This window comes from Pseudomonas fluorescens group sp., from assembly GCF_020093335.1.
Taxonomy (GTDB): Bacteria; Pseudomonadota; Gammaproteobacteria; order Pseudomonadales; family Pseudomonadaceae; genus Aquipseudomonas; species Aquipseudomonas petroselini.
In genome coordinates, this window is record NZ_JAIOKW010000009.1 from 106,128 (window position 1) to 118,960 (window position 12,833).

The 12,833-nt window shown below is 60.4% G+C and carries 11 protein-coding genes; 5 read left to right on the plus strand and 6 right to left on the minus strand.

Features of this window, described 5'->3' with window-relative positions:
* Positions 1-65 precede the first annotated feature (65 nt).
* The 3 genes from K7431_RS12855 (at position 66) to K7431_RS12865 (ending at position 6,273) form a co-directional block, all read left to right on the plus strand.
* Positions 66-1,925: a DUF1302 domain-containing protein gene (locus tag K7431_RS12855; protein WP_012722275.1), complete on the plus strand. Its 1,860-nt coding sequence runs from the start codon at positions 66-68 to the stop codon at positions 1,923-1,925.
* Between the two features lie 28 nt (positions 1,926-1,953).
* Positions 1,954-3,318: a DUF1329 domain-containing protein gene (locus K7431_RS12860; RefSeq protein WP_012722276.1), complete on the plus strand. Its 1,365-nt coding sequence runs from the start codon at positions 1,954-1,956 to the stop codon at positions 3,316-3,318.
* Between the two features lie 225 nt (positions 3,319-3,543).
* Complete coding sequence (locus K7431_RS12865) at positions 3,544-6,273, plus strand: LuxR C-terminal-related transcriptional regulator (protein ID WP_012722277.1); 2,730 nt, start codon at positions 3,544-3,546, stop codon at positions 6,271-6,273.
* 12 nt (positions 6,274-6,285) lie between these two features.
* Here K7431_RS12865 and K7431_RS12870 read toward each other — a convergent pair whose 3' ends face one another.
* From K7431_RS12870 to K7431_RS12885, 4 genes are read right to left on the minus strand one after another with little or no spacing between them, the layout of a single operon-like run.
* A complete protein-coding gene (locus tag K7431_RS12870) occupies positions 6,286-6,846 on the minus strand; it encodes a PqiC family protein (RefSeq protein ID WP_043204805.1) in 561 nt (186 codons plus the stop codon).
* A 17-nt stretch (positions 6,847-6,863) separates the two neighbouring features.
* Positions 6,864-8,519 carry a PqiB family protein gene (locus tag K7431_RS12875; RefSeq protein ID WP_012722279.1) on the minus strand — a complete coding sequence of 552 codons (1,656 nt, stop codon included), beginning with the start codon at positions 8,517-8,519 and terminating at the stop codon, positions 6,864-6,866.
* A complete protein-coding gene (locus K7431_RS12880) occupies positions 8,500-9,144 on the minus strand; it encodes a paraquat-inducible protein A (protein WP_043204806.1) in 645 nt (214 codons plus the stop codon). Before K7431_RS12880 ends, K7431_RS12875 begins: the two co-directional genes overlap by 20 nt.
* On the minus strand, positions 9,141-9,731 hold the full coding sequence (locus tag K7431_RS12885; protein WP_012722281.1) for a paraquat-inducible protein A: 591 nt from the start codon (positions 9,729-9,731) through the stop codon (positions 9,141-9,143). Before K7431_RS12885 ends, K7431_RS12880 begins: the two co-directional genes overlap by 4 nt.
* Positions 9,732-9,893: 162 nt before the next feature.
* Between K7431_RS12885 and K7431_RS12890 the strand changes: the two genes are divergently transcribed.
* Positions 9,894-10,538 carry an MBL fold metallo-hydrolase gene (locus K7431_RS12890; RefSeq protein WP_012722282.1) on the plus strand — a complete coding sequence of 215 codons (645 nt, stop codon included), beginning with the start codon at positions 9,894-9,896 and terminating at the stop codon, positions 10,536-10,538.
* A gap of 198 nt (positions 10,539-10,736) precedes the next feature.
* A complete protein-coding gene (locus K7431_RS12895; protein ID WP_012722283.1) occupies positions 10,737-11,510 on the plus strand; it encodes an OmpA family lipoprotein in 774 nt (257 codons plus the stop codon).
* 61 nt (positions 11,511-11,571) lie between these two features.
* Here K7431_RS12895 and K7431_RS12900 read toward each other — a convergent pair whose 3' ends face one another.
* Entirely contained in the window at positions 11,572-12,153 is a 582-nt protein-coding gene (locus tag K7431_RS12900) for a BON domain-containing protein (protein ID WP_012722284.1), read from the minus strand.
* On the minus strand, positions 12,150-12,743 hold the full coding sequence (locus tag K7431_RS12905; protein ID WP_007904374.1) for a phosphoheptose isomerase: 594 nt from the start codon (positions 12,741-12,743) through the stop codon (positions 12,150-12,152). Before K7431_RS12905 ends, K7431_RS12900 begins: the two co-directional genes overlap by 4 nt.
* Positions 12,744-12,833 lie beyond the last annotated feature (90 nt).

A 12,833-nucleotide genomic window follows, 5' to 3' on the forward strand; every position in this document is an offset into this window, starting at 1 on the left:
CGGCCGTTACAAGCATCACAGAACGAACTCACTGCCATAACAATAATGCACATGGAGTAGCGTCGATGACCTCAGTAAACCAGTTCTGGCGCCGGGCAAAACTGCCCCTGGCCGTCAGTCTCGCCTCTACGCTCGCCGGGCCCGCATTCGGCGTCAGTTTCAATATCGGTGAAATCGAAGGGAGTTTTGACTCGTCTCTTTCCGTGGGGGCGAGCTGGTCGACGGCCAAAGCCAACCGCGACCTGATAGGCGTCAACAACGGGGGCAGGGGCTTGTCCCAGACCTCCGATGACGGCCATTTGAACTTCAAGCGGGGTGAGACCTTCTCGAAGATCTTCAAAGGCATTCATGACCTGGAGCTGAAGTACGGCGACACCGGCGTGTTTGTGCGTGGCAAGTACTGGTATGACTTTGAGTTGAAAGACGAAAGCCGTCTGTTCAAGGACATCAGCGACAACAACCGTAAAGAGGGGGCAAAGTCCTCGGGCGGGCAAATTCTCGATGCGTTCGTCTACCACAACTATGCGATCGCCGATCAGCCGGGTTCGGTGCGGTTGGGCAAGCAGGTTGTAAGTTGGGGGGAGAGTACTTTCATCGGCGGCGGCATCAACTCCATCAACCCGATCGATGTGTCCGCGTTCCGTCGTCCGGGGGCTGAGGTCAAGGAAGGCTTGATTCCGGTCAACATGTTCTATGTGTCGCAGACACTGACCGATAACCTGTCGGCGGAAGCGTTCTATCAGTTGGAATGGGACCAGACGGTTACGGACAACTGCGGGACATTCTTCTCTCAGCCGGACGTCATCTCTGATGGTTGCGACAACAACCTACGGGTCTTGAACAAGCGCTCTCGCATCTCGCCTCTTGCGTATCCCACGCTCAATGCTTTGGGTGTTGATGTGAACGAAGAGGGTGTGCTCGTGCGCCGTGGCCCCGACCGTGATGCCCGGGACAGCGGCCAGTTTGGCGTAGCCATGCACTACAACTTCGAGCCGTTGGACACCGAGTTCGGCGCTTACTTCATGAACTATCACAGCCGTGCGCCGATTTTCAGTGCCCAGGGTGCGCCAGCATCAGCTTACAACCGTCCACTGGGTGGGCTGGCGGCGTTACGCCCGGTGATTGTGGCGGGTAGCTCCAACTACTTCGTCGAATACCCGGAAGACATTCGTCTTTACGGCTTGAGCTTTTCCACCACGCTGCCTACCGGTACTGCATGGAGCGGGGAGTTGAGCTACCGGCCGAATGCACCGGTGCAACTGAGCACCACCGACATACTCTATGCGGGCGTCACGCCTATTATCGGCTTTGGCAACGCTTCGGTGCTCAAAGGCTCGCCTGGTCAAGACCTGCATGGTTACAACCGCAAGGAAATCACGCAGTTCCAGACCACATTCACGCACTTCTTTGATCAAGTGATGGGCGCCAGCCGCTTGACCACGGTGGGTGAGATTGGGGTGACTCATGTGGGCGGCCTGGAGAGCAAATCAGAGGCCCGTTATGGCCGCGACCCGGTATTTGGTCCAGGTACTTTGCCCGGTGGTTTCTGCAATACGCTTAATAATTCCACCGCCGTGGGTGCTGGCCTGGCTAATGCCAATGGGCTGAATACCAACTGCAATAACGATGGCTTTACTACGGCCACTTCTTGGGGCTACCGCGCTCGTGCGATATGGGAGTATCCGGACGTCTTCGCTGGCGTAAACCTTAAGCCAAACGTGGCGTGGTCCCATGACGTCAAGGGTTACTCCCCAGGTCCTGGCGCTAACTTCGAAGAAGGTCGCAAGGCGGTCAGCCTGGGCCTGGATGCCGAGTATCAGAACACCTATACCGCCAGCCTGGCCTACACCAACTTCTTTGGTGGCAAGTTCAGTACGGTGGATGACCGCGACTTCGTCGCTTTGAGCTTCGGCGCCAACTTCTAAGCACACTGCATTTCAGGAAGACCAGAACATGAAAATAACCAAAAGTCTGTTGCACGTGGGTGTGCTTGGGCTGTCGATCCTGGCGAGCAACGTCATGGCCGCAGTCTCGGCGGATGAAGCGGCCAAGTTGGGCACGAGCCTGACACCGATGGGCGCCGAGATGGCCGGTAACGCTGCAGGCACCATTCCTAAATGGTCGCCGCTGCCTACCAACGCCGGCGCCGTCGACGCCCGTGGGTTCCTGGCCAACCCCTACGCCAGTGAGCAACCGCAATTCACCATCACTGCGGCGAACGTCGAGCAATACAAAGACAAGCTGGCACCGGGGCAGTACGCGATGTTCAAGCGTTACCCGGAAACCTTCAAGATGCCGGTCTACCCGACCCATCGCGGCGCCACCGTGCCGGCTGATGTGTTCGCCGCGATCAAGAAGAACGCCACCACCACCAACCTGGTGTCCGGCGGCAACGGCCTGGAAAACTTCGAAACCGCCGTGCCGTTTCCGATTCCCAAAAGCGGCGTTGAAGTCATCTGGAACCACATCACCCGTTATCGCGGCGGCAGCGTGACCCGTCTGGTAACCCAGGCTACGCCACAAACCAACGGTTCCTACAGCCTGGTGTACTTCCGCGACCAGTTTGTGTTCCGCGACAAGATGAAAGACTTCGACCCGAAAAACCCGGGTAACGTGCTGTTCTACTTCAAGCAGCAAGTGACCGCGCCGGCCCGTCTGGCCGGTGGTGTGCTGCTGGTGCACGAAACCCTGGACCAGGTGAAGGAGCCGCGTTCGGCCTGGGTCTACAACGCCGGCCAGCGCCGTGTTCGCCGGGCGCCGCAAGTGTCCTATGACGGCCCAGGTACCGCCGCCGATGGTCTGCGCACGTCCGACAACCTCGACATGTACAACGGTGCACCGGATCGCTACGACTGGAAGCTCGAAGGCAAGAAAGAAATCTACATCGCCTCCAACAGCTACAAGATCGATGATCCGAAGCTCAAGTACGCCGACATCATCAAGGCCGGCCACATCAACCAGGACCTGGCTCGCTACGAGCTGCGCCGCGTCTGGCACGTGGTCGCGACCTTGAAGGAAGGCCAGCGCCATATCTATGCCAAGCGTGATTTCTTCATCGACGAAGACACCTGGCAAGCGGCGGTCATCGACCACTACGACGGCCGTGGCCAGCTGTGGCGCGTCGCCGAAGCCCACGCCGAGAACTACTACGACAAGCAAGTGCCGTGGTACGCCCTGGAAACCCTCTACGACCTGCAGTCCGGCCGCTACCTTGCACTGGGCATGAAGAACGAAGAGAAACAGGCGTATGACTTCGGCTTCACCGCCACCACCAGCGACTTCACGCCAGCGGCCTTGCGCCAGGATGGTGTTCGCTAAGCTGAGTTAACTCGCAAATGTGGGAGGGGGCTTGCCCCCGATAGCGGTGTGACAGTCAAAAAGTGCATTGACTGATCCGCCGCCATCGGGGGCTTGCCCCCTCCCACATTTTTTGTCGCAGTTCTTTTTCAGGCAAATGTTGCAAAGATCTACAAACCTGCCGCTTTTACCGCTAGTCTGCGGACATCTGCAATGCCGACAACAGCCTTCTACAAGAGCCCGGCGATGACTGATCTGTCCCGAATCCAAGGGCCTGCCAGCGCGGTAATCCCCACCCTGGAAGGTCGTTTCTACAGGCCACCCCTGCCTGACGGCTACGTGCTGCGACCGCGCCTGTGCGAGCGCCTGAGTGCCGGGCTGGAAGGGCGGCTGTTGCTGGTCAGCGCGCCGGCGGGGTTCGGCAAGAGTTCGTTGGCGGTGGAGTTCTGCCAGAGTCTGCCGCCCCATTGGCAGAGTTTGTGGCTGGGCCTGAGCCCGCGTGACAACGACCCCGGCCGTTTCCTCGAACGCCTGCTCGACGGTTTGCAGCAATTCTTCCCGCAACTCGGCGCCCAATCCCTGGGCCTGCTGAAAATGCGCCAGCGTCACCAACCCTTTGCTTTCGAAGAATGGCTGGATGGCCTGCTCGATGAGCTGACGGTGCACCTGTCTACCCGCGCGCCGCTGTTGCTGGTGCTGGATGACTATCACCTGGCCCAAGGGCCGGTGCTCGATCGCTGCCTGCAGTTTTTTCTCAACCATTTGCCCGATGGCCTGGTGGTGCTGGTCACCAGCCGCCAGCGCCCGGACTGGCATCTGGCGCGGCTGCGGTTGTCGCGCCACCTGCTCGAGCTGCACGAACAAGACCTGCGCCTGACGCACGGCGAATCCCTGGCCGTGCTGGATCGCCACAGTAGTTCCTTGCGCGGCGAAGCCCTCGACAACCTGATCCGCCGCAGTGAAGGCTGGGTCGCCGGTTTGCGCTTCTGGTTGCTGGCCGCCTCTGAAGCCGGCAGTGATGGTGCCCTGCCCCAGAGCCTGCACGGGGGGGAAGGGCTGATCCGCGATTACCTGCTGGAAGAAGTGATCGACTGCCTGCCGGCCGACGTGCAGGCGTTTTTGTACGACACTGCCCCTCAGGATCGTTTTTGCAGCGCGCTCTGCGACGCCGTGCGCGAAGCTCATGACAGCGCCGAAATCCTGCGTTACCTGCAAGCCCACCAAGTGTTCCTGGTACCGCTCGACGAGCAGGGCCATTGGTACCGTTACCACCATTTGTTTTCCGACCTGCTGCGCACCCGACGCGCCAGCAGCAACGTGCTGCCAGCGGCCAGCCTGCACCTGCGTGCGTGCCGATGGTTCAATGCCCAGGGCTTGATCGATGAAGCGGTGGAGCAGGCGTTGCGCGCCGGTCACCTGGATGTGGCCGCTAACCTGGTGCAGAACCTGTCCGAAGAGCAACTGTTGGCCGAGCAGAATGTGGGCATGCTGCTGCGCTGGAAAATGGACTTGCCCGACAGTCTGCTGATCAGCACGCCGCGCTTGATCGTGCTCTACAGCTGGGCTTTGGGCCTGGCCTGTCAGTTGGATGCGGCGGAGGAGCTGTCCAGCTACCTCAGCCGCTTCCTGCCGGCACCGTCGGCCACCGCGCAGAAATCGATGCTGGCTCAATGGCTGGCGCTGAGCGGGATCATCGCGCGGGGCCGGGGCGATCGCGAGCTGACCCAGCGCTATTGCAGCGAAGCGTTGGAAAGCCTGCCGCAACGGCGTTACGGCCAGCGGCTGATGTGCCTGTCGACCCTCTCCAACCTGGCCATTGTCGATGCCGACCTGTGGCGTGCCCGTGGCTTGAATCGCGAATCCCTGGAGCTGGCGCAGCGCGTCGGCAACCCGTTGTTCGAGGCCCTGGCCCATTACGACCGTGCGCGCGTGTTGCAGGCGCGCGGCGAAATCCTGCGCTCCCTGGATGAAGTGCGCCAGGGCCTGCAACGCCTGCAGGGCCTGGCGCCTCAACGGTTGTACGCGGTGCGCGCGCGTCTATCGCTCTATGAAGGTTTTTTGCTGCTGGTGCGGCTCCAGCCCGAAGCCGGGCTCGCCCGCTTGCGCGCCGGCCTCGCCGAAGCCCGCGCTTGTCGCGACATCAGCGTGTTGATCGGCCATTGTGTGATCGCCAGTTTCGAAGGCCGCCGTGGCGACTTCGCCCGTGCCTTTGCCGAGCTCGCCGAGGCGGAGCGGCTGATGCATATCTGGGACGTGCCACCGATCTACTACCTGGCGATGATCACCCTGATCAAATGCGAGCTCTGGCTGGCCCAGGGCCGCACCGACCTGGCCGACGCCTGGCTGACCCGCCTGGGGCAAACCTACAACGGTGAGCAGGCTGCCGCCGCGCCAGAGTTTCATCCACACCTGCCGCAACATATCGGGTTGCAGCAGGCGGCCCTGGATGCCATTCGCCATCAACCCGCGGCGGCGCTGCTCCGGCTTGAAGAGTTGGCACAACAGGCCCACAACAGCGGGCGCCAGATGATCGCCCTGATGGCGCTGACGCAGCAGGCCCAGTTGCTCTTGGAAAGTGCCCAGGAAGCCAAGGCGCGCTCGGTTCTGGTCCAGGCCCTTGAGGCCGGCGCCGGGGGCGCGCTGCAACCTTTCCAGCGCTTGTTGGAAGGGCACCCTGGCTGGATGCGCGAGCAATTGGGCAAGGATGCGCAGGGTCTGCTGAACCAGAGTTTGCTGGTGCTTCTGCCGACGGTGGTGACACCCGAGGTAGCGCCGGCTCACGAAACCTTGAGCGCGCGTGAGTTGGCAGTGCTGAAACTGATTGCCCAAGGCTGCTCGAACCAGGAAATCAGTAACCAGCTGTTCATCTCACTGCACACCGTGAAGACCCACGCCAGCCACATCAACAGCAAGTTGGGGGTGGAGCGGCGGACCCAGGCGGTGGCCCGTGCCAAGGCAATGGGCCTGCTGGCGTAGACCCTCCGAAGTCTATGGCGCGCTTGGGCACTGGTTGGACGACCTGTCGACTGCCTGGCGAATCTGCGCCGCGAAGCGTTTGAGATTGTTCTGGTGGGCGAGCACCAAGTCGTCAATGCTCGCGCCGGCCGGCGACTGCAAGGTGGTGCGGCAGGTCAGCGGCGCGCGATCACTGCCGCTGGCCGGCCGCAGACGCCATTTGACGTCGAGCAGTGCGTACTGGCCGGGCACGGAGTCAAAGCGCTGCACCTCAAGGCGTAGCAACATCGATTGCCGAGGATTGCTGTTGGCCAATTGATCCACCAGCGCGCTCCTCAACTCATCCACCAGGCTGGCAGCCCACCACTGTGTATCCAGGATCGCGACGCCGCTGTTGCCTTGGCGAACCACAATCTGGGGGCGGTCGACTTGTGGCGGCACACTGATACTTTCGATTTTTATCCCACCCGCGTCGGTCCCGGTGCTGTTGCTCCACTGCGCCGGGGTCAGGGTATGAAAAGTAATCGGTGTACTGCTGCATGCCCCCAGCGCGAGCAATGCGCTGAGCAGGGTGACTTTCAACGTTAACGTCATGGCGCTTGCTCCACGGTTCATTTGCGCGGCGGTCCTTGCAGGTCCAACGGGACGGCGTTATCGGGGCGGCCGCGAATCAGTGATTCCGGGTGTCGGCCCAGGTAGTCCGACAGCTCGCGCAAGGAACGCGACATGCGACCCAGCTCATCCAGGGTCTGGGTCAGTTGCTCGCGTTGCGGTGAGTCTTCGGCCAGGGTCGAGCTGGCCGATTGCAACGTCTTGCTCACGTCAGCCAGGGTGTTCTGGACGCTTGGCAAGGTCTTGGCGTTGAACTGGGTCAGTCCTTTGCGCAGTTCCACGAGGTTGCTGTCGAGGTTGCCGGCGATACGTTCGATCGGCAGCTGGTTGATCTTGTTGACGATGTTTTCGAGTTTTTCCTGCAACTGTTCCAGGTTGCCAGGAATCGTGGGAATGCTGACCGGACGCGCCTTGGGATCAAACGCCACCTTCTCGGCTTTCGGGTAGAAGTCCAGAGCGATGTACAGCTGGCCGGTCAGCAAATTGCCGCTGCGCGCCTGGGCCCTCAGGCCGTTTTCGATAAACGAGCCGATCAGGCGTACACCAGCGGCTTCATCATTGGGGTCATGGTTCATCGTCTTGAGCAACTTGGTATGGGCCTGACCGAGCAATTGCGGGTAGATCACGATGCCGACGTTGAGCGGAAAGCTGCGCTTCTTCGCGTCGAAATCCAGGTTGATTGACACCACCTTGCCAAACTCGACGCCGAGGAATTCCACCGGTGCGCCGACCTTGAGCCCGCGCAGCGCCTGGTCGAAGCGCAGGCTCATGTATTGCCCCTGGCCATTGGGCGGGGCGAGGGCGGCGAGCTGATCGTCGAACAGTTCAAACGTGCGCTCTTCACTGGCCGGCTTGTCGTTGGGGCTGTAAGGCGGTGCCAGGAAAGCGATACCGCCGACCAGCATGGACGACAGCGATTCGGTTTTCAGCGCGAAGCCATTGGCGCCCACACTCAGGTCGATGCCGCTGGCGTTCCAGAACCGCGTGTTTTCGGTGACGTAGACATCGTTGGGCGCGTGCACGAACACCTCGATATCGACGCCCTTGCCTTCGGCATCCAGTTTGTACGCCACGACCTGGCCGACCTCGATTTTGCGGTAATACACCGGCGAGCCGATATCCAGCGAACCCAGGTTCTGCGTGTGCAGGGTGAAGCGCTTGCCCGGTTCGCCGTAAGTGATGGGCGGCGGGTTTTCCAGGCCGGTAAACTGTTTGGCGCGGGTCTCGGACTGGCCAATGTCGGCGCCGATGTAGTCGCCAGAGAGCAGGGTGTCGATGCCGGACACGCCGCCGGCGCCGATGCGCGGGCGTACCACCCAGAACTGCGAGTCGGCGCGGGTAAAGCTGTCGGCCTGCTTGGCCAGCTTCACGGTGGCGTTGACGCTTTTCTGGTCGTCACTCAAGGCCACTTCGGTCACTTGGCCGATCACCACGTTGCGGTATTTGACTTCGGTTTTATTCGCGGTCAGGCCACTGCCGGTCTTGAAGTTAAGGATGATGGTCGGGCCTTGCTGGAGCACGCTGTGAACCACCAGCGAAATCCCCACCAACACCGCAACGATCGGTACGATCCAAACCAGCGAAACGCTGAAACGCCGAGTCTTGACGGCCGGCGAGCCTGGGGATTGCGGGGTGTCAGGGGTGGGTGACGTCATCCGAGGTATCCTTGGTGTGTGGGGTTTCCCAGATCAGCCTCGGGTCGAAGCTCATGGCGGCCAGCATGGTAAACACCACCACCAGGCCGAAAAACAGAATGCCCAGGCGTGGCTCGATAGTGCCCAGGGCCTGGAACTTGACCAACGCGGCCACCAGCGCAACCACGATCACGTCGAGCATGGACCAGTAGCCGATCAGTTCGACAAACCGAAACAGCTTCGAGCGCTCTTTGCGCGCCCAGCGGCTGTTTCGCTGCACGGTGACCAGCAGCAGCATCAACGACACAAACTTGATGCCCGGCACCGCGATGCTGGCGATGAAAATAATCAGCGCAATGTCCCACGCACCATGCTCCCAGAACTCCAGCACGCCGCTCATGATGGTGCTATCTGCGCCTGAACCGAGCATGGTGGTGTTCATCACCGGCAGCAGGTTGGCCGGCACATAAAACGCCAGCGCCGTCAGCATATAGGCCCAGGTACGCGTCAGTGAGTTGACTTTGCGCCGGTGCAGGGGGGCGTCACAGCGCTGGCATTCCGGCGCGCCGGTGCTGATGTCGGCAGACAGGCCACAACTGTGGCACAGGCACAGGTTAAGCTCGCTGGCAGTCGGTGGCGGGTTCATACGGCGTCCCACAGGTCGCGCACGTCACGACCGGCAATACGGATCAGCAACAGGCTGAGCGCCGCCAGGGCAAATAGCCCGGTGCCGGGGATCACATCCAGCATACCGGCCAGCTTGAACACGGCCACCATCGCACCGAGCAGGCACACTTCCAGCATGCTCCAAGGTCTGAGCGCTTCCAGCCAGCGCATGCATAGCTTGAAGGCGGGCGAACGTCTGCCCGAGAGGGCAAAACTCAGCACCCAGGTCAGCAGCAATAGCTGAAACACCGGTGCGATGATGATGGAAATAGCGGCCACCAAGGCGATAAAGGTAATCGGCCCCAGACTCAGCGCAACCACTGAATCCCATAGGGTGGCGCTGTTTTTCAGGCCTTGCAGGCTGATGCTCATCACCGGATAGAAATTGGCGAAAGTCCATAACACGGCGGCGGTCAGGGTCAGGGCGAGACGCTGCTGTACTGACAGGCCGTTGTAACGCTGGAGTACGCCCGCGCAGCGCACGCAATGGGCTTTTTGATGTTTGGCGAGCGTGACTTTTTCGTACACACAGTCGCAGTGTTCGCAGATGATCAGCTGATTCGCCATGGGGCTCGCTCCAGCGCGGCGCGGTTGCGGTCTTGGATTGTTCTTCAATGGCGCTTGGAAAGCTTAGCCTTTGGTACTCGGGACGCCATGCTCCCTTTCGGGTCAGGGGTATCGTCAACCATACTCTGTGCCGAATATGCCATAGAGCCTGCTGGAGCACCGATGAATATTGAACACGCCGCACTCATCCGCGAGACCTTTCCCGTCGGCCCGCTGCAGTGCAACTGCACCATCATCGGCGACCCGATCAGCAAAAAAGCCATCGTAGTCGACCCGGGCGGCAACCATGAGCTGATCCTGGCGCGGCTCGATGCCTTGGGCCTCAAGGTGGTCAGCATCATCCACACCCATGCCCACCTGGATCACTTCCTGGCGTCCGGACAGTTGAAAGAGAAGACCGGCGCTACATTGCACTTGCACAAGGAAGATCAATTCCTCTGGGACAATCTGGAAATGCAATGCCAGATGTTTCGCGTTCCCTACACCCCGGTGCCTTCGCCTGATCGCTGGCTGGAAGATGATGAGGAATTGGCCTGCGGCTGCGGTGTGGCGTTGCACACACCGGGGCATACGCCGGGGTCGATGAGTTTCTGGTTTGCCGATGCCAAGCTGCTGATTGCGGGTGACACGCTGTTTCGTCGCGGTATCGGGCGTACAGATTTGTGGGGCGGGGACCAGGCGACCATTGTGCGTTCGATCAAACAACGGTTGTACACGCTGGATGAAGGCGCGACGGTGGTGACCGGCCATGGGCCGGATACCCGCTTGGGTGATGAAATGCGTGAGAACCCTTTTGTGCGGGCGTGAAGGAATAATTGCGGGGGCGGCGCTGTTCTCTGGCCAGGATTGGCAAGCGTTGTAGCAAAAACTCAGGTCGTGTTCAGCGTGGGTCTGCTACGGTTTCTGTAGGCACGGAATTTTTACCGTTTGTCGCGTTCAAAACTCGGCACAGGTCCATTGCCAATGTCCTCTGCACCTCAGAATGCAAAAGTAGGAGCTCCCTTCATGTTCACTTCGCGTCGTCTGCTTGTTGTTGCTACGGTCGTAGCCCTGTTGTCTGGCTGCGCATCACCTAACCCTTATGACGGCAGCAGCCAGGGACAGGCGAGTAATGAATCCGGCGGTATGAGCAAGACTGCCAAGTACGGTGGCCTGGGTGCCCTGGCCGGTGCATTGGCCGGTGCCGCCATCGACCATAACAACCGTGGCAAAGGCGCGCTGATCGGCGCGGTCGTTGCAGGTGCCGGTGCCGCAGGCTATGGCTACTATGCCGACCAGCAAGAAAAGAAACTGCGTGAAAGCATGGCCAACACCGGTGTTGAAGTTCAGCGCCAGGGCGACCAAATCAAGCTGATCATGCCCGGCAACATCACCTTCGCCACCAACTCCGACGCGATCTCCAGCAGCTTCTACCAGCCGCTGAATAACTTGGCCAACTCCCTCAAGCAGTTCAACCAGAACACCATCCAGATCGTGGGCTACACCGACAGCACCGGTAGCCGCCAACTGAACATGGACCTGTCCCAGCGCCGTGCGCAGAGCGTGGCTAACTACCTGACCTCCCAAGGCGTCAACGGTGCGAACTTGAGCGCTCGCGGTGCTGGCCCGGATAACCCGATTGCCAGCAACGCTGACGTCAACGGCCGTGCCCAGAACCGTCGCGTGGAAGTGAACCTCGGCCCGATCCCAGGCCAGCAGTACGGCCAGCCAGGTGCCCAGCAACAGGCGCCACAGCAGAACAACCAGTTCCAGGGCAACCCGTACTCGCAGTACCAGTAAACATTCGTTAATAAAAAAGGGCGCCTGTGTAAGGCGCCCTTTTTTGTGGCTGTCGTTTACATCAATCGATGTACTCGAAGACCTTGACGATTTTCTGTACGCCCGACACGCCCTGCACCAGGTTGGCGGCGCGAGTGGCTTCAGCCTGGGTCAGCAGGCCCATCAGGTAAACGATACCGTTGTCGGTCACGACCTTGATGCGCGAACCGGGAATCGCGTTATCGGTGAGCATCTGCGCCTTGATCTTGGTAGTCAGCAGGGCATCGTTGCTGATGGCCAGCAGGGTGATCGGGTCCATCACCTGCAGTTCGTTATGAACCTTCTTGACCCGCTGCACGGCCGCGGCGGCTTGTTCGGCCTGGGCCTTGAGGTCGGCGCGCGGTGTCTGGCCGGCCAGCAGTACCACGCCGTTGAAGCTGGTGACGACGATGCGTGAAGCACCGTTGCCCAGGTCTGGAGCGGCTTTGGCGACGTTGACTTCGACCTTGGTTTCGATCAGCGAGTCATCGATCTTGCTGCCGAAGGTACGGGTGCCCTTGTCATCCTGAATAGGGGTGTCACGTGTTGCAGTGATGGCCGTGCTGCAGCCGCTGATAGCGAGGCACAGGGTGATGGCCAAAAGGCTGAGGCGGTTAACGGTCATTCTTCACTCCCAAACAGTTGGCTGTCGATCAGATCGCACAGGCAATGGATCGCCAGCAGGTGGACTTCCTGGATACGTGCGGTGACATTGGCCGGAACGCGAATCTCCACGTCTTCGGGCAACAGCAGCGAGGCCATGCCTCCACCATCGCGTCCGGTCAATGCTACGACAATCATTTCGCGATCATGTGCGGCCTGGATCGCTTGAATAATATTCGCCGAGTTGCCGCTGGTGGAAATCGCCAGCAGCACGTCACCTGGTTGGCCCAGGGCGCGGATCTGCTTGGAGAAGATTTCGTTGTAGCTGTAATCGTTGGCGATCGATGTGATCGTCGACGAGTCGGTGGTCAAGGCGATGGCCGGCAGGCTCGGACGCTCACGCTCGAAGCGGTTGAGCAGCTCGGACGAGAAATGCTGTGCATCGCCGGCCGAACCGCCGTTGCCGCACGAAAGCATTTTGCCCTCGTTGAGCAGCGCATTGACCATGACCTGACTGGCTTGCTCGATGTGCGGTGCAAGTACGTCCATCGCCTGTTGCTTGGTGTCGATGCTGGCCTGGAAAAGCTGGCGAATTCGGGATTGCATGTCCATCTGTGTGACCTTAAGTAGCGCGGCTGTTTGGCACAGGAATGTGCAGCCCGCAAAGCAAAGAGCAAAAGTGTTGGGTGAAGATGTCCGGTG